The 23783-nt window shown below is 59.1% G+C and carries 20 protein-coding genes; all 20 read right to left on the bottom strand.

Annotation, left to right across the window (positions count from 1 at the left end; translation table 11 throughout):
• Nucleotides 1-3 precede the first annotated feature (3 nt).
• Nucleotides 4-930 (bottom strand): phosphate ABC transporter permease subunit PstC, encoded by a 927-nt coding sequence (gene pstC, locus ACTQV4_RS01690; protein WP_427719203.1) that lies wholly within the window; start codon nt 928-930, stop codon nt 4-6.
• A 1-nt stretch (nt 931) separates the two neighbouring features.
• Complete coding sequence (locus tag ACTQV4_RS01685; protein WP_154515256.1) at nt 932-1768, bottom strand: phosphate ABC transporter substrate-binding protein; 837 nt, start codon at nt 1766-1768, stop codon at nt 932-934.
• Entirely contained in the window at nt 1765-2565 is an 801-nt protein-coding gene (locus ACTQV4_RS01680; RefSeq protein ID WP_154515254.1) for a polyphenol oxidase family protein, read from the bottom strand. The genes ACTQV4_RS01685 and ACTQV4_RS01680 overlap by 4 nt, the downstream gene beginning before the upstream one ends.
• Before the next feature lie 210 nt (nt 2566-2775).
• A complete protein-coding gene (gene ftsZ, locus ACTQV4_RS01675) occupies nt 2776-3927 on the bottom strand; it encodes a cell division protein FtsZ (RefSeq protein WP_427719199.1) in 1152 nt (383 codons plus the stop codon).
• Between the two features lie 200 nt (nt 3928-4127).
• Nucleotides 4128-5162 carry a cell division protein FtsQ/DivIB gene (locus tag ACTQV4_RS01670; protein ID WP_441016687.1) on the bottom strand — a complete coding sequence of 345 codons (1035 nt, stop codon included), beginning with the start codon at nt 5160-5162 and terminating at the stop codon, nt 4128-4130.
• A gap of 187 nt (nt 5163-5349) precedes the next feature.
• Entirely contained in the window at nt 5350-6261 is a 912-nt protein-coding gene (murB, locus tag ACTQV4_RS01665; protein ID WP_154515248.1) for a UDP-N-acetylmuramate dehydrogenase, read from the bottom strand.
• Between the two features lie 5 nt (nt 6262-6266).
• Nucleotides 6267-7685 carry a UDP-N-acetylmuramate--L-alanine ligase gene (gene murC, locus ACTQV4_RS01660; protein ID WP_154515246.1) on the bottom strand — a complete coding sequence of 473 codons (1419 nt, stop codon included), beginning with the start codon at nt 7683-7685 and terminating at the stop codon, nt 6267-6269.
• Between the two features lie 96 nt (nt 7686-7781).
• Nucleotides 7782-8897, bottom strand: a complete 1116-nt coding sequence (gene murG / locus ACTQV4_RS01655) for an undecaprenyldiphospho-muramoylpentapeptide beta-N-acetylglucosaminyltransferase (protein WP_441559891.1) — start codon at nt 8895-8897, stop codon at nt 7782-7784.
• The gene (gene ftsW / locus ACTQV4_RS01650; protein WP_441569145.1) at nt 8887-10380 is read right to left on the bottom strand and encodes a putative lipid II flippase FtsW; all 1494 of its coding nucleotides are present in this window, start codon (nt 10378-10380) and stop codon (nt 8887-8889) included. The genes murG and ftsW overlap by 11 nt, the downstream gene beginning before the upstream one ends.
• 36 nt (nt 10381-10416) lie before the next feature.
• On the bottom strand, nt 10417-11823 hold the full coding sequence (gene murD, locus ACTQV4_RS01645) for a UDP-N-acetylmuramoyl-L-alanine--D-glutamate ligase (protein WP_441566428.1): 1407 nt from the start codon (nt 11821-11823) through the stop codon (nt 10417-10419).
• 9 nt (nt 11824-11832) lie between these two features.
• Entirely contained in the window at nt 11833-12852 is a 1020-nt protein-coding gene (mraY, locus tag ACTQV4_RS01640) for a phospho-N-acetylmuramoyl-pentapeptide-transferase (protein WP_441540638.1), read from the bottom strand.
• Nucleotides 12853-12855: 3 nt separating this feature from the next.
• Entirely contained in the window at nt 12856-14280 is a 1425-nt protein-coding gene (locus tag ACTQV4_RS01635) for a UDP-N-acetylmuramoyl-tripeptide--D-alanyl-D-alanine ligase (protein WP_441540637.1), read from the bottom strand.
• Nucleotides 14281-14404: 124 nt separating this feature from the next.
• Nucleotides 14405-16027 (bottom strand): peptidoglycan D,D-transpeptidase FtsI family protein, encoded by a 1623-nt coding sequence (locus tag ACTQV4_RS01630; protein WP_441016675.1) that lies wholly within the window; start codon nt 16025-16027, stop codon nt 14405-14407.
• Nucleotides 16028-16287: 260 nt separating this feature from the next.
• Entirely contained in the window at nt 16288-16758 is a 471-nt protein-coding gene (locus ACTQV4_RS01625) for a hypothetical protein (RefSeq protein ID WP_427719178.1), read from the bottom strand.
• A gap of 90 nt (nt 16759-16848) precedes the next feature.
• Complete coding sequence (gene rsmH, locus ACTQV4_RS01620; protein ID WP_441540636.1) at nt 16849-17814, bottom strand: 16S rRNA (cytosine(1402)-N(4))-methyltransferase RsmH; 966 nt, start codon at nt 17812-17814, stop codon at nt 16849-16851.
• Between the two features lie 20 nt (nt 17815-17834).
• Nucleotides 17835-18269 carry a division/cell wall cluster transcriptional repressor MraZ gene (locus tag ACTQV4_RS01615; RefSeq protein WP_035137949.1) on the bottom strand — a complete coding sequence of 145 codons (435 nt, stop codon included), beginning with the start codon at nt 18267-18269 and terminating at the stop codon, nt 17835-17837.
• 463 nt (nt 18270-18732) lie between these two features.
• A complete protein-coding gene (gene xerD / locus ACTQV4_RS01610; protein ID WP_441068155.1) occupies nt 18733-19674 on the bottom strand; it encodes a site-specific tyrosine recombinase XerD in 942 nt (313 codons plus the stop codon).
• 2 nt (nt 19675-19676) lie between these two features.
• Complete coding sequence (locus tag ACTQV4_RS01605) at nt 19677-21338, bottom strand: CTP synthase (RefSeq protein ID WP_441540635.1); 1662 nt, start codon at nt 21336-21338, stop codon at nt 19677-19679.
• 180 nt (nt 21339-21518) lie between these two features.
• Entirely contained in the window at nt 21519-21902 is a 384-nt protein-coding gene (locus tag ACTQV4_RS01600; RefSeq protein WP_154515229.1) for a hypothetical protein, read from the bottom strand.
• 193 nt (nt 21903-22095) lie between these two features.
• Nucleotides 22096-23577, bottom strand: coding sequence for a DUF1846 domain-containing protein (locus tag ACTQV4_RS01595; protein ID WP_154515227.1), 1482 nt, complete (start codon nt 23575-23577; stop codon nt 22096-22098).
• Nucleotides 23578-23783 lie beyond the last annotated feature (206 nt).

The raw sequence follows: 23783 nt of genomic DNA, 5'->3' as shown, positions 1-23783 counted from the left end.
AGCCTACCCCCTCTTCTTCTTGGAAATCAGACGGACGATGCCCACCAATGCGGCGGAAATGATAAACAGGACCACGCCCATGCCAAACAGAGCCGAGCGGTGCAGGCCCGAGGAATAGCTCATGTCGAGCGCGATCTGGCTCGTGAGCGTCGAGATGGGGCTCGAGATGCTGTCCGGGATGACCGGAGCGTTGCCAACGACCATGAGCACGGCCATGGTCTCACCGATGGCACGACCCATGCCCAAGACAATCGCATCGACGATGCCCAACTTGGCTGCAGGCAGCACGACCTTGTAGATGGTCTGCCACTTGGTGGCACCCATGGCATAGGATGCCTCGCGAATGCCCATGGGAATGGAATTGAGGGCATCGATGGTGAGCGTGGTGATGGTGGGAACGATCATGATGGCGAGCACGAACCACGCCGTCAGCGCACCAAAGCCAAGACCGCCGGTCAGCTGCGCGATAAACGGACGGATGATGACCATGCCAAAGAAACCGTAGATGATGGAGGGGATACCCGCCAGCAGGTCAACGGCGGGGCTGATGAGACTGCGCACGCGCTTGCCGGCGATCTCGACCAGATACACGGCCGTGCCCACGCCCAGGGGCACACCCATGGCGAGCGCACCGACCGTCACCAGACCAGAGCCCGCCAGCAGCGACATGATGCCGTAGTGGCCCTCGGAGGGCGCCCACGTAAAGCTAAAGAAGTCCGCCAGACCGATGTCGGTAAAGACGGGCAACGCCGAGTACGTGGTAAAGACAAAAATCAGGATGACGGTGACGACCGCCAAGAACGCGCAAGCAAAGAAAATCCACTGCAGCGCCTTCTCTTTGAGATAGGTGCTGCGCGACACCAACGCCAACTCACGCTTTTTGGGCGCCTGAGCCTCTCGCTCAATCTGGGGGGTTTCCTGTGCTTCCATGCTACTCACTCCCCTTTCCGTCGTTGGTGACGGGAATAAAGCCCGCCTCGCGAATCTGCTTGTCCATCTTCTCCGACGTCACATAGTCAATGTAGTCCTGTGCACGCTGCGAAGGCGTACCCTTCACAAAGAAGTAAAGGTCGCGCGAGATGGGGTAGCCGCCACTTGCGACCGTCTTCTCGGATGCCTCGACATGGTTGACCGAAACAGCCTTAACCGAAGTCTTAGCGTTGAGGCTCTCGACAAAACCCAGCGAGATGTAGCCAATGGCACCACGCGAACGGGACACGACATCGCGTACCTGGCCCGTGCCCGAAAGAACGGCAGAGCGACGATCGAACGGCGTGCCGTCCATCACGATGGTACGGAAGGCCTCGCGCGTACCGGACGCCTCATCGCGGTTAATAACCTGAATCTTCAGGTCCTCTCCGCCGACTTCCTTCCAGTTGGTAATCTTACCGGCGTATATGTCGCGAAGCTGCTCGGTCGAGAGGTTGTCGACCGGATTATCGTCGTTCACGATGACTGCGATGCCGTCGTGCGCGATTACAATCGGGGTCAGGCCCAGGTTCTGCTCGTCGGCATTGAGGCCACGAGACGAGCTGGCGATGTCAGCCGTGCCGTTGCTGACGGCCTCGATACCGGCAGAAGAGCCAAGGCCAGAGACGAGCACGTCGGTGCCGGTCTCCTCCTTAAAGCCCTCGGCCGCAATCTCGGCAATGGGAAGGCAGGTGGTCGAGCCGGCCACGGTGATAGAAGACGTGGAAGATCCCGAGGAGCAGGCACACAGCGTAAGCGTGAGCACTGCCGCGCTTAGGACCGATGCGATCTTTCTCATAGCATCACGCCGATCGCAGCATGGCGCCCACAGGTGCCGCCCTCGTTGCGGTAGGAATAAAAGCGGTCGTTCTGACGAACGGTGGAGAGCTTGGTGTCCACAATGCCGTTCGCTTCGACGCCGGCGTCCATCAGCGCCTCGCGAATGGCGGCGGAAAGATCGAGCATACGAGAAGCGGCAGCATCGATGCACGCGAACTCGGAGGCAAAGCGGTCCATAAGTTCTTGGGACACCTCGTACTCGTCACCCAGGATATGGGGCCCAATATAGGCAGAGATGTCGTCTGGCTTGCAGCCAGCCGCCTCGCAGAGCGCTTGGCACGCCTTGGCGGAAATGCGCGCAATCGTGCCCTTCCAGCCAGAATGCACCACGGCAAAGCCGCCGGGAGCCACCAGCACAACGGGAACACAATCGGCAAAGCAAAGCATCACGGGCACCTCATGCGCCGTGCAGACGAGGGCATCGCAGCCCTCGGCAATCTGCTCGCGAATGTTCTCGAGATCATCGGCACCGTTCGAGGTCACCGTCACGACATTGTCACCGTGTACCTGATTGGGGACAAGCAGGTTGTGCTCGCACTCGGCAATACCCATGGCCTCGAGTACGCGGCGACGATTTTCTTGAACGGCAAAGGGGTCATCGCCAACATGCGAGCCCAGATTGAGTGAGGAGTACGCATCTTCGGAAACACCGCCAGTGCGTTCGGTGAAGGCAAAGCGGACATCGTGCGTCGCGCCCTCTACCAACGTAACTCCATCATGGTCGACACGCGAAACGTTGTCCGCACGTGCTGCCATACTAAAGCCTCCTAATAACACGAGTATCGCGGCCAAGCCGCGGCAGTCCGTGCCATACGGCTGCCATACTTCTACAAAAGGATACCCGCAGCGGTAGGGACCAAACGTAAGGGGAACGTAAAGAGATTGGAGACTTTCGTTTACAAACGAGAAACAAAACGGGGTGCATCCAAATGGACACACCCCGTGCAGGTTGTTGAGAAAAACGAACTAGAAGCTACCACGCTTAAGGAAGTCGGGAAGCTCAAACTGGTCGTTACCAAAATTGGGAAGCTCCGTACCGCCGACATTGCGGGTCGGGGCAGACTGAGCCGAGCTTGCAGCGGGAGCGGTACGCTGAGGCTCGACAACGGAAGCCTTGCTCTGGGACTGCTGGGCAGCGAAGAGCTCGTCCTGACGGTTGACATTAGAGTCGGAGAAGCCCGTAGCGATAACGGTGATGCGCACCTGATCGCCCAGGGACTCGTCGACAACGGTACCGAAGATGATGTTGGCCTCGGGATCGACGGCGTTGGCGACAACGTCGGCAGCGTCGCTGATCTCCTGGATGCCCAGATCCTTGGAGCCTGCGATGGAGAGCAGGACGCGCGTAGCACCATCGATAGAGCTCTCGAGCAGCGGGCTGGAAATAGCCTGCTGGGCGGCGTCGACGGCACGGGTGTCCCCAGAAGAAGTACCGATACCCATCATGGCGGTGCCGGCCTGCTTCATGATGGTCTTAACATCAGCGAAGTCCAGGTTGATGATGCCCGGGACGGTGATGAGGTCGGTGATACCCTGGGTGCCCTGGGAAAGGACGCCATCGGCAATCGCGAAGGCCTCGAGCATGGTGGTCTTCTTCTCGGCGATGTCGAGCAGCTTGTCGTTAGGGATAACGATCATGGTGTCGACGCAATCGGAAAGGGTCTTAATGCCCTCTTCGGCGCTCTTCTTACGCTTGCGGCCCTCGAAGGTGAAGGGCTTGGTCACGACGGCGACGGTCAGCGCACCGACCTCGTTCATCGCGATATCGGCAACGATGGGAGCGGCGCCGGTGCCGGTGCCACCGCCCTCACCGCAGGTGATGAACACCATGTCGGCGCCAGCGAGTGCCTCGGCGATGTCATCGCGGGACTCATCGGCAGCCTTGCGACCAACCTCGGGGTTGGCGCCAGCGCCCAGGCCGCGGGTAAGGTCGGTACCGATGTGGACCTTGATATCGGCATCAGAGATCGCGAGCGCCTGAGCATCGGTGTTGATGGCAACAAACTCGACGCCACGAATGCCCTCTTCGATCATTCGATTGACCGCGTTGGTACCGCCGCCGCCGACGCCGACCACCTTAATGACGGCAAGGTAGTTGTTGATCTCTGTCTCGTGCATGTCGGTCCTCCGAACAAAGGTTATAGCCATAGCATGGGTTGACCCCTGCGCACATTAACCTTCAGGTTGAAAGTAAATGCAAAGGTAAACCGTATTATGTTTGCACATTATGAACGTATCAGTCAAATAATTGACCGTGAAAACCAAACAAACCAGATAAACGGCGTGGTATGGCCCCTCAACAAAGCCACGCACCGACGCTAAGCGGTCGGTGCGTTTCTAAACGTATAGTTGCCGGGAGACCGAACGTTAATGTAGGTTACGCCCTCTACCTGCGACAGAAGCTTGGTCACGACGCGTTCCTTCTTGGCGATATCATCAGAATCGCCCAGCGAGACCTCAACGCCATTATCAAGATTCGCCGAGATGGCCTCGACCGAAGGTATAGAAATATCCTTGATCTGCGCCAAGAATTCGCCGGAAAAACCACGCACGTAATCCAGGCCCGCTTTAACGGCCTTGGAAGAAACAGCCCGCCCCGAGACCGGCTCGACATCAGCCGAGACATCGGTAAGCAGCACGGCCCCGTAGTGCTTGGCCAGCGCCAACGCAGCATCGATACCGCTCAATGTGTTGGCGCCCTCACCCGAAGTGACGACATTTCCCTGGTCGTCCACCTCCACAGAGGTCGAAAGCGGTGCGATCCAGGTGTCATCGTCGCCGATGGCCCAGGCAAGATCGTCGGAACTTATATAAGCGATCGCGGTGACCTTGCGCTCCGTCGGCGTAATGACGAGCGTGTGGGGAAACTGCCGTTGAACGTCCACGCCCGAAACCCACGGGTTCTGCTTGAGATCTTCGGTAATCTGGTCGGGATTTACGTTGAAGAGCGATGTGTTCTCGGGCAGACTGATCAGCTGCATGGCATCGTGCTTGGTCACATGCTCGCTGCCCTCGATCTGAATATCGGTAGCGGCAAACAGGCCGGAATTGATAACGACGATGGCAACAACGGCAAGCACGGCCACAGCCGCCAAGATTCCGCCCACGATTTTGCCCTTGCCCTTAACGGCAGAGGCGGCCTCGGACGTCTTACTCGCCATGGCGCCAAGCGACGACAGCGGATTGATACCCTTATTGGTCGCAGGTGCCTTAGTGGCGGGCACCGACGTCAACGAGCGCGGCTTGGCAGCGCCCAACGTACGACCGGGATGCGTCGCTTTAGCCCCCAGCGAGGGCTTGGGCGTCACTATGGGGCGAGAGGGCTTGGCACCCATCGCCGACTTAGACGTCACCGAGGGGCGCGGAGCCGGGTGAACCGTCTTTTTTGCGGCAGTGCGTCCACCAAGTTGCGAGCCGACGACCGGACGTTTGGCGGACCGTACGGATCCAGCGGGCTTGGGGGACACAGGGGGCTTGCGTTGAGGCTGGACGGGTGCGCCGGAACGCCCTCCGGCGCGGCGGAAGGTGGGTTTCGATGCTCTAGAAGCCGAGGAATTTGACTTCCGGTCTGAGCTCGATGCCATACGCCTCCCTCACCTTTCCGTGCACATGCCTGATAACCGCGGCCACATCATCGGCCGAGGCGGTACCGTTATTAACGATAAAATTAGCGTGTACGGGCGAAACTTCCGCACCGCCAACCGAAAAACCCTTTAATCCACAATCCTCAATCAGCTTGCCAACGCTCGCGTCGGGTGGATTGCGAAAGACCGACCCGCAAGAAGCGCGACCCATGGGCTGCGTGCGTTTGCGCCTCGTCAGGTACCGCTCCATACGCTCGCGAATGTCGGCCTTAGGCGCAGGCTTGAGCTTAAGCACGCACTCGAGAATAATCTCGTTACGCGGCAGGCTGCACTCACGGTAGCCCCAGGCAATCTCGGACCCCGCATAATGCTTAATGCCGGATGCCGGGTCAAACGTGACCACATCCTCGACAAGCGAACCTATCCACTCGGTACGCGTACCGGCGTTCATAGATACGGCGCCGCCGACCGAGCCGGGGATGCCAACCGCAAACTCAAGGCCCGAAAGCCCGCGCGACAGGGCATCGTTGACCAGACGTGCGAACATAACGCCCGCGCCAACGGTCAGCGTGCAACCGTCCTCGGCAACAACGGTGCGCTGAAACTCACGCCCCAGCGAAATGACGGCGCCGCGATAGCCCGCATCGGCAACGAGCAGATTAGATCCCTTGCCGATAATGACCCACGGCACCTGCTCACGGTCGAGCACTGCCACGGCACGACGAAGGGCATGATAGCTATGGCACGTCACGAAGAGGTCGGCCTTGCCGCCGATACGATAACTCGTATGACGCGCAAGGCGTTCATCCTCGACTACATCCGTGTCGATCATGCCCGAAAGCGCCATGACGGCGTTAAACAGACCCATAGGGGCTAAGCGTCTTTCTTGGCAGTCAGATACTCGATGAACTCAGGGCCAACGGTCGTAACGTCGCCGGCGCCCATAGTAAGCAGCAGATCGCCCTCACCTACCATCTTCTCGAGCTCACGATTGAGCTCGAGACGGCTGGAGCAGTACACGACCTCCTTGCCAGGGTGCTTGGCGCGCACAGTATCAGCGAGCATCTTGGAGGTTACGCCCGGAATCGGCATCTCGCCGGCAGAGAACACATCGATGAGCAGCAGCTTATCGGCATTGGCGAAGGCATCGGCAAAGTCATCGCACAGCGCCTGCAAACGCGAATAGCGGTGCGGCTGGAACACGACGTCAACATGCTTATAGCCCAGCGACGAGGCGGCGGCAAGCGTCGCCTTGATCTCGGTGGGGTGATGGCCGTAGTCATCGACCACGGTGATGCCGTCAATATCGCCCACATGGGTAAAGCGGCGGCGGACGCCCTCAAAGCTCGAAAGCGCCTCGGCTGCGGCATCGACGTCGAGACCCAGGACATGGGCAACGGTTAGCACTGCCGTGGCGTTGAGCATGTTGTGGCGACCGGGGTTGCTCTTGATCTCGACAGCATGCTCGGTCCCATCCTCAAAGCGAACGATAAAGTCGCTCTGAATGCCCTTGACATCCGGATGCACGCAGACGACGTCGTTGGTTTCGGCAAAGCCATAGGAAAGCACGTGGCGACCCGTCGACTTGGCGAGTTCGACCAGATGCGGGTCCTCACCGCAAACGATGACGGTACCGCTCTCTCCAACCAGGCCCATAAACTTGGCAAAGGTGGCCTCGATCTCCTCGATGCCCGAGTAGTGGTCGAGATGGTCGGCCTCGACGTTGGTCACGATGACCACGTTGGGGTTCAGGAACAGGAACGAGCTGTCGGACTCATCGGCCTCGGCGACAAAGTAGTCACCCGAGCCGTTCTTTCCGTTGGTATCGTAACCCTCGACGATACCGCCGATCAAAAAGCTGGGATCCAGACCCATGCGGTCGAGCATAGTGGCACACATCGAGGACGTCGTGGTCTTGCCGTGCGTACCGGCAACAGCGATGGTGGTGTAGCCGTGGCCCAGAGCCGAGAGCATCTTGGCGCGGGGCCACACAGGAATACCGAGCTCGCGAGCACGCACAAGCTCGGGGTTGGACTCAGGAATAGCGGTAGAGACCACGACCACGTCGGGCTTGACCTCATCGATCGTGGCGGCCTCGTGGCCCACATGAACCTTCACGCCAGCACGGGTAAGCTGACGAATGTAGCGCGAGGTCTTAAGGTCGGAACCGGTAACGGCATAGCCACGCTCGTGCAAAACGAGAGCGATGCCGCTCATGCCGGCGCCACCGATACCGATAAAGTGGGCGCTCTTGAACTCGGGCGCGGAGGTTGCAGTCTGGGAATCAGCCATGTGCTCGTGTACTCCTTGCGTAAACACTGCCTGTAACCCGTTAACTGTACCGCACCTACCTCATCCGCGCGAGCGCAAGCTCGATATCCCGTCTAACTAACGCAAACCCTCTACCGCATCGGCCAAAAGTGCGGCGGCGCGGTCCTGAGCCAACCCGCGCGCCGCCTGACGCATGGCATCGCGCGCTGCGGCGTCATCGACCAGATGCAGCAGCTCCTCGGCAAACGCCGGAGCATCGATATCGGCATCGGCACAAAGCACGCCGGCGCCGGCATCGACCAGATAACGCGCATTGGTCGTCTGGTGGTCGGCCGTGGCATGCGGATACGGCACGAGCACCGAAGGCACGGCGAGGGCGGCAATCTCGGCCACGCTCGAGGCGCCGGAGCGCGAGAGCACCAGGTCAGCTGCAGCTAGCATGTCGCCCATGTTGTCAATGTAGGGCTGGACGCGATAGCGCTTCATCTCATCGGACGTCAGCGCCAAAGCACGCTCGGTGTCCTCAAAGCCGTCGGCTCCCGTCGAATGCAAAATGTAGAGATTCTCGCGGGTCAGCAGCTCACTTTTGAGCGAGGCTACGCGCTCGTTGAGATGCTGGGCACCGAGCGAACCGCCAAAGACGAGCAGAAGCGTCGCATCCTCGGGCACGCCAAGTGCCTCGCGGCCGCGGGCGCGATCGCCCTCAATGACCGAGCGGCGCACCGGATTACCGGTCATGAGCACATGCTCGGGGTCGCCCTCGCGCTCAAAGACAGAGCGCGCAGCCGGCACCGAGATACACACGCGGGCGGCATGGGAGCTCATCATCTTATTGGCCAGGCCCGGAACAGAGTTCTGCTCGTGCAGCAGATACGGAACGCCCGTATCCTTGCACCAGCCCAGCAGCGGGACCTCGACGTAGGCACCAAAACCGATGGCAGCATCGGGCTTGCCAACCTTTGAGAAATGGCTGGCGAGCGAGCGCTTGGCCTTATTGACGCGCCACAGCGAGCTCAGCGCGGTCCAAGGACGGGAACGGTCGAAGCCCGTGACCGTGATAGGTACAAAATCGAACCCGGCCTCGGGAACCAAACGACCCTCGAGCTTGTGCGACTGGCCCACGAACACAACATGATGTCCGCGGTCGCGCAACTCCTCAGCCAAGGCAAGCGCAGGGTTGATATGTCCCGCCGTGCCGCCGGCTGCGATAGCAACGGTCATCTTATCGGTCATGAAAATCCCTTCGTACGCGCGGTCCCTGATCGTCGGTGCGCAGACGCGCCGACGGGTCCGAATTCAAATTGATTCGATTATATCCGCCGCCCGAGCTTCGGGGGTTCGGGCGTTGGGGACGCCCCTGCGGAGCCGTTCGCGGGCGCGTACGAGCCGCCGGCTCGGACGCAGAGCCATCCAAGACGGTAAAACCGTTGCGCGAAGGGCGATCGCCGCGCACATGGGGCACGCCGGCGGTGCTCTCGTCCATAACGGCAAAGCTCTCGCGGCGACGGTCGTACTCATCACGACGGGCGCTCTCGTGCGAGACGCGCAAGATCAGCCCCGCAAGCATAAGCGATACGATAATCGACGAACCGCCGTAGCTGATAAATGGCAGCGGCTTACCCGTCATGGGAAACACGTTGAGGATGCCCAGCGCATTGATCAAAAACTGTACCGCGAGAATGACTGCGGAACCCGATGCCATGAGCGCTCCGCGACGGTCCGCAGCCTGTTCGGCAATGCGAAACGCTGAGTAAATCAGCATCGCAAAGACCAGGAAGAGCAGCGCGGTCCCGACAAAACCGACCTCCTCGCCGATAATGGCCAGAATATAGTCGTTGTGTGCCTCGGGCAGATACGAATACTTCATGGTGGAGTTACCGATGCCGCGGCCGAACAAGCCGCCCGAAGCAAACGCCATGATGGCAAGCGTTGCCTGATAGCCATCGCCATACTCGTCGGCCCAAGGGTTCAGGGCAACCTGAACACGCACCATGCGGTACGGCTCTGCAACAAGCGCAAACACACTCATGACAATGACGAGAATGATCACGCCGATGATAAACTTGGGGTCTAGGCCCGCAAATAACGCCATACACATGAGGGTCAGCGAGATGATCAAGACGGTGCCATAATCGGGCTGGATAAAGATCAAAAAGAGCGAAATGCCCAAGTAGACGACCATCTTACGAAGGAACTCGTTGATGTTGCCACCGGGCGAAAAGAAACGGTCGAGTATGATGGCCGAATACGCGATGGCAAGCGGCTTTAAAAACTCAGACGGCTGGAACTGAATACCGGCGATGTTGAGCCAGCGCGTGGCGCCACGGCTGCCACTGCCGACAAGAAATACCGCAAACAGCAAGAGAATCATGCCGATAAGGAAGACCCTAAGTACATCTTCCCCAAACCAGCTGTCCGGCAAGACGCGAACGATCGCAACCATGGCAAGCACGCCAACCCCGGCAAAGGTAGCCTGTCGAACCAGGAAAAACGTCGCCGAGCCGTTCTCGTGCAATGCCTCGACCGATGACGCCGAGTACACCATCAGCAGACCAAAGCACACTAAAGTAAACAGGCACGCCATGAATATCAAACGAGGGCGCATGATGCGGGCGGGGACGCCGGCAATATAGCGTTCGCTGAGCGTCTGCCCGCCGCGACCGGAACGCGGCGTACTGCGCTGCGAGGAAGCACGGTCCGAGTCGGGCCTCCTCATACCTTGTCGGGGGCTCTCCTCTCTCACCGGCGGCCCCTATTCCATTTGCGATTTCGCTGCGGCGGCAAGCTGGGCCACGTAGTCCTTAAACACGCGGCCGCGCTCCTCGTAGCCCGAGAACTCATCGAACGAAGAACAGGCAGGAGAAAGCAGAATCACGTCGCCTCGGCTCGACAGCGAACGGGCAACGTCGACGGCGTCGCGCAGGTCGTCAGCCTGAGCGATATCAACGTCACCATCGACATCGGCCTCGTCCATAGCGGCGGTAAAGCGCTCGCGCGCATCGCCAAAGCAGACGACCGATCGCACGTTGTCCATGACAACGCGGGCGAAGGACTCGAGTGGCGTGCCCTTATCGTGACCACCGAGCAGCAAGATAACGTCGTCGTCGGGAAACGCCGTCAGGGCCTTTTCGACCGCATCGGTGTTCGTTGCCTTGGAATCGTTGACGTAGCGCACGCCATCGATCTCGCCACAGGGCTCAACGCGGTGCTCCAGCGGCTGGAACGAGGCCAGGCCGCGACACACACCGTCGACATCGGCGCCGACAGCCAGGGCAGCCGTGGCAGCGCACAGGGCATTGATGACATTGTGATGTCCGGAGATTTTGAGCTCGGACGTGGCGATGAGCGGGGTCTCGACGCCCTTCAGGCGAATGACCATCTTGCCATCGCGCACAAATGCGGCGTCCTCGCCCGCAGGCTCGTCAAAGGCGACCTTGCAGATGCGACGACCCGGCGTGTAGACATACTCATCGAATTCATGGATACCGGCATCCTCGACGTCGATAACCACAAGGTCATCATCGACCATATTCTCGAAGAGCTTAATCTTGGCGAGCGCATAGTTCTTATGGCTCTTGTGCCAGCCCAGATGGTCGGGGGTGATGTTGAGCAGCACCGCCACACGGGGGTGGAGTTCCTGGGTCGTTGCGATCTGATAGCTCGAAAGCTCAGCTACAAACCACTCGTTATGCGCGCGGTCGTCGATTTCGTTCACCGGAGGCTCACCGATATTACCGACAGCAACGCTCGCCTCGCCCGCTGCCTTAAGCAGGTAGTCGGTCAGCGACGTGGTGGTTGTCTTGCCGTTGGTGCCCGTAATGGCGATCCAATTTTTGGGAGACAGGCGGTAGGCAAACTCGGGCTCACCCATGATCTGGGCAGCGTGATCGCGGCCAGCCTTAAAGAATGCCGAGAACTCCGAGATGCCCGGACACGTCACGCATACATCAAACGCGCCCTCGACCTGCTCGGTTCCGTAGACAAACGATACCCCGCGCGCCTCGAGCGAGCGCGTGGCATCATTGGGCTCGGACGTGCCGCCGCCGTACACGGTAACGGTACTCACGCGCTCGGGGTGCGCAAGCGCCCAGCGAGCGACATCTAGACCGGACTTACCCTGGCCCAAGACGAGCAGGCTAAAGGAATCTGCAAGAGGCATGAAAAACCACTATCCCAACTGAAAAAACAGGGCAAGGCCCAGAGCGCCAAAAGCGGCAGCGACAATCCAAAAACGGATGACGACCTTAGTCTCGGCCCATCCCTTCTTCTCGAAATGATGATGAATGGGCGCCATAAGGAAGACGCGCTTATGCGTAAAGTGGAAGTAGACGACCTGAATCATGACCGACAGGGTCTCGACGATAAACAGGCCGCCGATGATGAGCGAGACGACCTCGGTGTTGGTCATAATGGACGTGCAGGCAAAGGCCGCACCCAAGGCAAGAGAGCCGGTATCACCCATAAAGATGCTCGCCGGATAGCAGTTGAACCAAAGGAAGCCCAGGCAAGCACCAGCACATGCGGTACAGAAGATAGACAGGTTTACGTCACCGTGCAAAAACGCCATGGCAGCCATGGCAAGCATGGCAATCATGGAGGTGCCACCGGCAAGGCCGTCCAGGCCATCGGTCAGGTTCACGGCATTAGAAAGACCGGCGATCATCAGCCAGCAAAAGACGATGTAGAGCCACGGAAAGGTAAGGCCACCAATGGTGGTCGAGAAGATACCGAGGTCAATCGTCAGACCGCCAGGAAAACGAATCTCGGGGGCAACGCCGCACCAGCTGACGGCAAGTACGGTAAACGTGACGCAGATAATGGTGAGACCGATCATCTTGGCGTGGGGCGTCAGGCCGAGCGAACGACCGTGCGTGACAGAGGTCAAATCGTCGATAAGGCCCAGAACGCCGGTTGCAAGCGTGGCAAGCAGCACGAGCACAAGCTCGGTGGTGAGCTTGCCCATCAAAAGGCACGTCAGCGAAACGGCTACGAGAATGACAACGCCGCCCATGGTGGGCGTGCCCTGCTTAATCAGGTGGCGTTTGGGTCCATCGGCGCGGACCTGCTGGCCGATACCCTCGACCTTAAGAAGCTTGATCCACCACGGCATGAGCAGCAGCGCAATGGCGGCGGCGAGGCCAAGTCCCAAAAAGGCCTGGTATGTAGGATACGCGGGGTTCCCGAACATGGGCTAGCACACACCTTCCACAAAGCGGTCGAGCTCGACAAAGCGAGAGCCCTTGACCAGCACAACGTCATGTTTCTCAAGTGCGCCGGCCATACGGTCGAGCACCTGCTGATAATCGGAGAACACCTGGATGCGGTCCTCGTCCATGCCCATCATGCGCGCGGCTTCGGCCATACGAGCGGCCAGCTCACCGCCCACGCACGCCAGCATATCGAGCTTCTTAGCCGCGGCATAGGCGCCCACCAGCTCATGCATGCGGGGGGCCTCGTCGCCCATTTCGCCCATCTCGCCCAGAATCGCCATTCGAGAGCCAGAACACGAAAGCGAGCACAGCAGGTCAAGGCCAGCAGCCATGGATTCGGCGCTGGCGTTATACGAGTCGTCGATAATGCGGGCACCGCTCTTGGCGTGTTTGATCTCCTGACGATGACCGGTAATCGCGATACCCCTAAAGGCAGCATCGATCTGCTCGGGGGTCACACCCAAACGATAGGCAACTGCGGCGGCCTTAACGGCATTGGGAACGGACTGGACGCCGGGAATGGCGAGCATGGTGTCAACGGACTCACCCATACCAAAGTCAAGCGTAAAGACCGGGCGGCCCTCATCATCAATGTGAATGCCGCGGGCGCAAACCTCATCAACATCCGAAACACCCGCCAGCATCACGTCGATACCCGCGGGCTCGGCAAACGTCTCACGAATGAATGGGGTGAAGTCGTCTTCGCCGCCCAAAACCAGCAACGGGAGAAGGTCGTCGGCGGCACACATGCCCCCAACAATCTCGGACTTAGCGCGGGCGATATTCTCGCGACTTCCCAGGATTCCAATATGAGAGGTGCCGATCTTGGTCACGATGGCAAGGTTGGGATTGGCGGACCGAGAAAGGCGCTCGATCTCGTGAAAATGGTTCATACCCATCTCGAGAACCAGCACCTCGGTGTCGGCAGGAGCGGCCAAAACCGTGAGCGGCATACCGATCAGATTGTTAAAATTACCCTTGGTGGCCCAAACGCGATAGCGCTTGGCAAGCACTGCCGCAAGGACATCCTTGGTCGTCGTCTTACCGATAGAGCCGGTAATACCAACCACTAGGCAGCCAAGCTGCGTGCGATAGGCATGTGCCAGGCGCAGCAAAAATTCCTCGGGATCATCGGTGTGTAGGATGGCGCAGCCCTTACGCTGAGCCAGCGATACAAGCTCGGCGTTGGGCTCGCGCGTCATCACAACAGCGCCGGCGCCCGATTCGATGGCGCGGGAAGCAAAGTCGTTGCCGTCGACTTTTTCACCCGGAAAGGCAACAAAAATCGTGCCTTCCTCAACCTGGCGCGAGTCGATAACGCACCCATGGCATACCCGATCGGCTTCTCCCGTCACGGTTCGGGCCCCTGTTGCGGCCGCGAGGTTGTTGACGGCGATCTCTATCATTGCAGCTCCCCTGTAAACCTAATAATGCTATCGGCGTATTGTATCCCAGCGCCGCGCATGCGTGGTGCAGGGCATGTGAACACCCTCCAGATTAATCGACAGCCCTTTTCAGGATTGTAACCCCCTACTTGGTGCGTGGGATACCCAACACATCGAGCGCGTTAGCCATAATGACCTGGAACGGCACGGCAGCAGCATCCGAACCGCTCGGCGTTCCGTCGAGCGTGATATAGCACAAAACCTTGGGTGCTTGCGCCGGGGCAAACCCCATAAAGGACGACATATAGCTCGCTTTGAGGTAGCCGCCTTTTTCATCGGCGCGCTCGGCCGTACCGGTCTTACCCGCCACGTCGTAACCGTCGACGGCGCCCCCGACACCCGTGCCCTCGGAAACGACCGTCTGCATGCACGATATCACCTGGGCGGCGGCGTCCTCAGAAATCGCCTGCTCGCCCTCGCCCCAGTCCTTCTCCTCGCCTTTGCTGGATTTATAAAAGTGCGGCGTCATCATCACGCCGTCGTTGGCAATGCCACCCACGGCGCGCGCAATCTCGATCGGCGAGACAGACAGCGCTTGGCCAAAACTCATCGAGCCCAACGTGGCACCGTCATACTGGTCACGCTCCTTGACAATGCCAAGGCTCTCGCCGGGAAAATCGATGCCCGAACTGTGTCCAACGCCCCATTTGTCCACGTACGCGGCAAAATCGTCCGCGCCGATCTTATGCCCGACCAATACAAAGCCAACATTGGATGAGCGGCGCATCATCTCGCGCACATCCATGGTCATGGCGTAGTCACGCTTATCGGCATCGGTGACGGTATCGTCGCCGACCTTAATGCTCGCCGGCACCTCAAACGACGTACTCGAGCGCACGACGCCCAAGTCGAAACCCGCACCTGCAACGAGCGTCTTAAAGACCGAACCGGGTTCATACGCATCGGTGACCAAGCGCAAGTTCATATCCTCGGTCTTGGCGTTCTCCAGATTGGTCGGGTCGTAGGTCGGATACGAACAGGCGGCCAGAATCTCGCCGGTAGTAGGGTCTGTCACCAAAGCCGAACCGTTCTTGGCTTTGGTCTTCTCGACCGCCTCCGCCAGAGCGTCCTCTGCTGCACGCTGGATATTGACATCCAGCGTCGTCACGATGTCAACGCCATCGATGGCGGCGACTTTTTTATAGGCGCCACCCGCAATATAGCTATCGTCCCTCGCACGCTCTCGTACCAGCGTGCCGTTTGTTCCGGTCAGCAATTTGTCATATTGCTTTTCAAGGCCCGTTAGGCCCACGTTGTCAACGTTCACCACGCCTAGAACCTGCGAAGCCAGATTGCCGTATGGATACACCCGCTTCATCGCCTGCTCAAAGAGCACGCCGGGCAGATTTTTCTTCTTCAATGCCGCGGCATCGTCCTCGTCCACCTGGCGCTTGATATACACCCAGGTGCCATCGGACTGAACCAGCTTGCGGCAAGTCTTCTTATCGATTCCAGTCGCCTTAACCAAGGCCGATACCGTTTTATCGACATCCTCGATCAACTGTGGATTCACGGCGACATTGCTGCACTCGACCGACGACGTCAGCACGTTGCCGTTTCGGTCGTAGATCGTGCCGCGTTTGGCGTAAAGCGTCTCCGCAAGCAGGCGTCGAGCATCGGCGCGCCCGCGCAACTCATCGGCATTTACGATCTGGTAGTCGGCAAGGCGAATGGCGCCCGCAGCCAGGCCCAAACCGATACAACCCATGACGGCATTACGGCGAGGCAATGGCGTCCCCGTAAGCCATTCGGTCGAAGATCGTCTATTCGATCTGCTATTGCGTACTTGAGGGTCATCCGAGCCGCGAAGGCGCGACGTTGGGTCGTTGCCACGATTCGACCCCAAGTTGTAAGATGACCGACCCGATCCTTGATAACCAGAACGTCCCCGCGAAGAGGGACGTCCCTGCCCGCGACTCCCGTCTGGACCGCGGCGATAATCATTTGTCATACTCAGCTACCGTCTTATTACTGGACAGCCGCAGCCGAGCTAGCGCCCGCGGCTGCATCCTGCGAAAAATCAAGCGTAACGCTCTCGCTGGGCTCCACCATGCCATAAGCGCCCGCAAGATCGCGAATGCGTGTATCGGCACCATAAACAGAGTGCATGACCTCAAGGTCAGAGCTCTCATCGGTCGCCTTCTCGAGCGTGTTGGTAAGCTCGGCGTTGCTGTTGAGCACCTGGGCCGTAACGCTTGCAAGCGCCACGCGGGCGACGCCAATCGTCATGAAGATAGCCGCAATGATGCAAAACGTTTTAAGAACGCTCATGAAAACCGGGCTTACCGCCTGGTTTGCCTGACGGCCCGCGCCCGTGTAGACATCAAAGCGCGGTGTGCGCTGCTCACGAGGAGCAGCGGGCGCCTGCGGTGCCTCGCGGTAGGCGGGCATGGCGTTCATATCATAGGCGAGCGCTGCGTTTGAGGTGTTGTAGCCCATGATATGCCGCCTCCCATCCCGAGTACGTTGGTAGTGTGTTTAAGCTTCGTTTATGGTGCGAGCGGGAGGTCCAATATCGCGCGCGTAACGCTACAAGCGCTCCGCCACGCGGATTTTGGCTGATCTCGCCCGAGGGTTGCGCGCAACCTCATCGGGTTGGGCAACCAAGGGTTTGCGGGTGATGACCTTGAGTATCGGCACGTTGCCGCACACGCACACCGGAATCTCCGGCGGACACGTGCACCCCTGGCTCATCTCCTTAAAGTGGTTCTTTACGATACGGTCCTCGAGCGAGTGATACGAGATGACGCAGATGCGTCCGCCCGGGTTGAGCCACCTGGTGGCGGCGTCAAGTCCTCTCTCGAGCACATCGAGTTCATGATTGACCTCGATGCGAATGGCCTGGAAACTTTTCTTGGCCGGGTGTCCGCCATGCCGACGAGCGGCAGCCGGAATGCCAGCCTTGATGATCTCGACAAACTGACCGGTGGTTTCAATCGGTTCGGACTCGCGTCGACGCACGATCTCGCGTGCGATCTGCGAGGCGAACTTCTCTTCACCATAGACGCGTAGAATCCGGGCGAGGTCGTGTTCGTTATAGGTGTTGATGACCTCAGCTGCGTTTAGGGTGTTGTTACCCGGATCCATCCGCATGTCCAATGGGGCATCTTCGTTATACGAAAAGCCCCTGCCAGGGATATCGAGTTGCGGTGACGAAACGCCCAAGTCGAACAGGAAGCCATCGACCCCGGGCACCTCGGCCGAGCAAAGCAGCTCGTCCAAGTCGCCAAAGTTGCCCTTCAGCAGCTGATGCGAGACGCCGGGGACCTCGCGGTCCAGACGGGCACCAGCGGCCTCGAGGGCCATGTCGTCCTGATCGACGCCAAGCAAAAGACCCGTCTCCCCCACCTGCGCGGCCATCTTTACCGAATGACCGGCACCGCCAAGGGTGCAATCGCAGACGACAGATCCGCTCTTTAGCTGCAGCGACTCAAGCACTTCGCCGAGCATGACAGGTTCATGCCGATATTCTTGTGTCAAGATCCCACGCTCCATCCGTTACTCATGCCTTGCCCTTACGAGAAGAAGAGGTCCAGCAGAGCCTCATCGTCATCGTCCTCATCGGCCGTAGCACGGTCCCAAACCTCGAGGTGGTCGTAGTTGCCCACAACCGTGACCTCGCGGTCGAGGTTCGCCTGCTTGCGGAGAGACTCAGAAAGACCGATACGACCGGCGCTGTCCACATCCATCGAGGTGGTGCGCTTGTTGATCGCCCTCATGAGTTTCTGGTCGTTGATGTCACGCGGGTTAAAACCCTCGTGGCCCTCACGACCCGCGAAGAGTCCTTCGACCCACTTATCGAAGGCCTCGGCAGAGAACACGTACAGAGCATCGACATCCAGGGCTTTGAACACGCGAACATGCTCTCCAAGCTCCTCGCGAAGGGGTGCAGGCAGGGACAGACGACCTTTTGCATCGAGATTGCGCTCGTATGCACCCGTCATTCCCATGTGCGCCCTCCCCTCGGTTACTCAGATGGCACGTACGCGGGGAACCACCCCGCCTGTCGACGTCATTAATAATATGGGGAACTGCCCCATTTTTCAACATCTTTCCCCACACCTTCCCCCACAACACCCCACCACTCCACCCTCTATATGCTGTAAAACACCCTCGTTCATATGTTCGAAAACACAATATGTTGTGTTTACAGCAAAGCCGGGATGCCATCTGTAGCAGCCCGGCTTTCAACCTCAACCTTCAAGTTGACCTTGAGGCGAATTTTGTGTCCCTTTACGCGCCGTTCACATCGCCCCCCAAACTTCCCCACCAACGTCACGCGCGACCCACCGGCGCATCGGCGCAAGACAAAAGATGGGGCGGACCCCAGATTGCCGATACGCGCACAAAACCGCGTCACGACAACCTGGGGTCCGTCCCCCATTAGTTGTAAATATGCAGGTCAAAGAGTCGCTAGCGATGCGCCAACGGATGAGCCGCCAGGTAGACCTCGGTCAGCTGCGTGCGGTCGACATGCGTGTAGACCTGTGTGGTCGAAATGTCGGCATGTCCCAAAATCTCCTGTAGCACGCGCAGGTCGGCACCGCCCGCAAGCATATGGGTCGCAAAGGAGTGACGCAAGGTATGGGGATGAAGCCCCACCAGTCCCACCTGACGCCCGTATCGCTCGCATATGACGTGAACACTCTGACGCGACAGGCGACCACCGTTCTTATTTAAAAAGACTGCCGGCGTCTTTGACCCGCGGGCATGAGCGGCCAGGCGCCGACGCCCATCAGCAATATATTGAGCCATAGCCCGTGCGGCACTTCCCACGAGTGGGGCAAGCCGCTCCTTCGAGCCCTTGCCGCGCACCAGCACAAAGCCGTCGTCAAAATGGACGTCGCCCACATCGAGCCCCACCAACTCGCTCACGCGCAGGCCACATCCATAGAGCACTTCCAAAATGGCATGGTCCCGCAAACCCATCTCCCCTTCCGGGAAATCTTGGTCGAGGAGCGCCGAGACATCCCCTACCGAGAGATACTCCGGAAGGCGCTCCGCCTTTTTGGGCAGGCGCAGTGCAGCCGTCGGGTTTTGGGCGACGATCCCATCGCGAACCAAAAAGGCATGCAAACCTTTCACGGCCGCAACTGCACGCTCCACCGAGGCATCGGAGTAGCCCCCGTCGCGCCGATCACCGACAAAACCCTCTATTATCTGACGGTTCACGCCTTCAAAGGACTCAACACCGGCCCGCTCCAGGTAGGAACAGTAAGTCGTCAAGTCACGACGATATGCCGCGATCGTATTGCGCGCCAAGCCTCGCTCGACCGCAAGGTAATCAAGATACTCCCCCGTCACCGTATCGAGCAACGAGGGAGTATCTTCGGTATGTCTTTCGTTCGCTGGCACCCTTAGTCCGTCGCGAGGTTCATGGGCGTCACCTGCAGGCGATCGACACCCTCGTGCTGGCCAATCGAGGCGCGCACGAACTCGCGGAACAGAGGCTGCGGCTTGGTCGGACGGCTCTTAAACTCGGGGTGGGCCTGGGTGGCCACATACCACGGATGCACGTCACGCGGCAGCTCGACCATCTCGACCAGACGCTCGTCAGGCGAAAGACCCGAGATAACCAAACCCGCGTCCTCGAGCTGGTCGCGGAAGGCATTGTTGAACTCAAAGCGATGACGGTGGCGCTCATAGACAAGCTCCTCGCCATAGGCCTCGCGCGCAAGGGTATCGGCGGCGAGCTTGCACGGATAGGCGCCCAGGCGCATGGTGCCGCCCTTCTCGGTCACGTCCTCCTGCGAGCTCATCAGGTCAATTACGCTAAACGGACCGTCCGGATCGAACTCGGAGGAGCTAGCGCCGGCAAGGCCGACCACGTTGCGGGCAAACTCGCACACGGCGACCTGCATGCCCAGACAAATGCCCAGATACGGAATCTTATGCTCGCGAGCAAACTCGGCAGCAAGAATCTTGCCCTCCAGGGCACGCTTGCCAAAGCCGCCGGGCACCAAAATGCCCGATGCGTCGCCCAGCACCTCGTAGACGTTCTGCTCGTCGAGGCTCTCGCCGTCGACCAGCTGCACGTCCACATGACGATCATAGAAAACGCCTGCATGATGCAGGGCCTCGATGACCGACAGGTAGGCATCGGGGAGCTGGGTATACTTGCCCACAACGGCGATCTTGACCTTGTCGGCATGGTGGTTGGCATGATTCTGTTTGCGCAGGAACTCGTTCCACTCGCTCATGTCGCGCTCGCGCGGGTCCAAGCCCAGGCGCTCGCAAATGCGCAGGTCAAAGTCCTGCTCGGCGAGCAGCTGCGGCACGTCGTAAATACTCGCGCAATCTTCGTTGGTAAAGACGCAGTCGGTATCGACGTCGCAGAAGCTTGCGATCTTGCCACGGATGGCATCGTCGATATGGTGATCAGAACGCAGCACAATGATGTCGGGCTGAATGCCAAAGCTGCGAAGCTCCTTGACCGAATGCTGCGTGGGCTTGGTCTTGACCTCGTGCGCGGCGGCGATATAGGGGACGAGCGACACGTGGATGTAGCAGACGTTCTCGGGACCGGCCTCTTTACGGTACTGGCGGATGGCCTCCACGAACGGCTGCGACTCGATATCGCCAATCGTGCCGCCCAGCTCGGTGATGACCACGTCGGAACCGGTCTGCTCCTCGATGCGGCGGAATTTATCCTTAATGGCGTTGGTGACGTGCGGAATCACCTGAACGGTGCCGCCTAAAAAGTCACCGCGACGCTCGCGGGCAATCAGGCTCTTGTAGATAGCGCCGGTCGTAAAGTTGGAATCACGGGTAAGATTCTCGTCAATAAAGCGCTCATAATGGCCCAGGTCCAGGTCGGACTCGTAGCCATCCTCGGTCACGAAGACCTCACCATGCTGAAACGGGCTCATGGTGCCGGGGTCGACGTTCAGATACGGGTCGGCCTTCTGCATCGTCACCTTGTAGCCGCGTGACTTGAGCAGACGGCCCAACGAGGCCGCGGTGATGCCCTTACCCAAGGACGAAACTACGCCGCCGGTTACAAACACATGCTTGGTCATATTGAATTACCTGCGCTTCCCGTAGAAGTTTTCCATTCACATCTTACGGGTCTTCATTGTAATACTCGAAAAGCAAGCCGCTCGCTATTTTTCACCCGCATGCCCGCATTTCTCCATCTCGAAACAAAACACCGCCCAAGTAGCTTTGGGCGGTGCAGGCTCGTCGAAACTGCCGTGTTGTTACCGATCGGCAGTCTCATCCTTCAACATATCTTGAACAAGCATGCCGGCACGAACACCCTTAAGGTACCACTCGCCTCGCCCGGTCAGGCATATGCCGTTTGCAAGCTGGCCGCCATCATCGTTATAACGAGAAACGACCTCGATAAGGCCATCAGAATCCAAACGGTCGATTGCAGCGCGGGCACGATACGGCGAAACCCCTACGCACTCGGAGAGTGTCTTGCGCGAGAAACCGTACGGCACACCGTTTCCCTTAGATTGCCGAGCAATCTCCATCAGCACCAGCACCTCGACACGCTTCATATCGTTGACACTCGCACGACCCTTGCCCGCCATGGCAGCCTCCTCAAACCGAGCACGAGCATCAAAAGCACCGCGCATGACCGGCGCATCCCTCGATGGCCGGTAACATCCATCATGGGTAGCCCCGCAAAGGATGTATCCACTGAGGTAATTGTATACCGCGCAAATCGCTTTTGGGCAGGTAAACGGCCTAAATTTCGGCAAATATAGCCCTAAAACCCCCTAAGCGCCGCATCGGGTGCGCACTCCGATGCGGCGTCTCATCTCAATCTTAGCGATGGAAGAAACCGCGGCGCTCAAACTTGGGCTCACAGCACACGTTAATGCCCAGCTTGCGCAGCACCGTCTCGTCCGTAGGCGAGATAATCACGCTAAAGAAGGCGTCGCAGCCGCGCAGCTGCTCAAGACCCGAAAGAACACGAGTAGCCGTCTCGCTCGTGGCCGAGGTGATAGAGAGCGCCATGAGCGTCTCGTCGGTGTGGAGACGCGGGTTTTTGCTGCCAAGGAAATGCGTCTTGAGCTTGCTGATAGGCTCAATCGCCTCATCGCTGATGACCTCGAGCTCAAGATCGACGCCCGAAACATGCTTAAGCGCGTTCATGATGAGCGAGCTCGCGGCACCCAGACGCGTTGAGGTCTTTCCGGTCACTACCGAACCGTCCGGCATCACCATGGCACCCACGGGACCGCCCGTCAGTTGCTCCCTGGTGAGAGCAGCCGAGCGTGCCGGCGAATAGTTCTTGTCGATGCCGGCTTTTTTCATAATGAGTTTGAGACGGTCGACCTGCTCATCGCCCACGCCAGTACGGCGCACGCTTTCAACCGCGGCAAAATAGCGGCGCACGATCTCCATCTTGGAGGCATCTCGGCATGCATCGTCATCGGTAATGGCAAAACCGACCATATTGACGCCCATGTCCGTAGGGCTCTGATAGGGGCTCTCGCCCAAGATCTTTTCCATCAGGGCGCGAACAACCGGGAACGCCTCAACGTCTCGGTTGTAGTTGACCGTGGTCTTGTTATATGCCTCAAGGTGGAACGAGTCGATGATGTTGGCGTCATCGAGGTCTGCCGTGGCAGCCTCATAGGCAATGTTCACCGGATGCGTGAGGGGGAGATTCCAGACCGGGAAGGTCTCGAACTTGGCATAGCCGGCAGCGGTGCCATGCTTGTGCTCGTGATACAGCTGCGACAGGCAGGTGGCGAGCTTACCCGAGCCAGGGCCGGGCGCCGTCACGACAACGAGCGGACGCGTGGTCTCGACAAACTCGTTCTTGCCGTAGCCTTCATCAGAAACGATCAGGTCAACATCGTGCGGATAGCCCTCGATGGGATAGTGCAGCTTGGCGGGAATGCCGAGCGCGTTTAGACGATTGCGGAAGACGTCGGCAGCGGGCTGACCGGCATACTGCGTGATGACCACGGCGGCAACGGCAAATCCGTTCCCGCGGAACAGATCGACCAGACGCAGGACGTCCTCGTCATAGGTAATGCCCAAGTCGCCACGGGCCTTGTTCTTCTCGATATGGTTCGCATTGATTGCGATGATGACCTCGACGTCGTCGGCAATGCTCTTGAGCATGCGGAACTTGCTGTCCGGTTCAAAACCCGGCAGCACGCGGCTCGCATGATAGTCATCGAACAGCTTGCCGCCAAACTCCAAATACAGCTTGCCGCCAAACTGCGAGATGCGCTCCTTAATGTGAGCAGCCTGCAGCTCGATATACTTCGCGTTGTCGAAACCCTGGCGCATGTATGGCTCCCGTCCCGTTTCCATTTAATGTCCTAGGCGATTATAGCGGAGCAGACCCTCCCCCACCGACGAGGCCGGAGCAGCTAATTTGGGACGGGGCTTTTTTGACTACCCCCACATAAAGGGGGAGGCAAAAAAGCCCCGGCCCAAAATATCAGCCCCCACGGCCCATCCCCCGGCCCCCCCTTCGGCACATCCCCGGTTGG

The organism is Collinsella sp. LCP19S3_B11 (assembly GCF_052121915.1).
Classification (GTDB): Bacteria; Actinomycetota; Coriobacteriia; order Coriobacteriales; family Coriobacteriaceae; genus Collinsella.
This window is presented reverse-complemented; position numbering and strand designations above follow the sequence as displayed.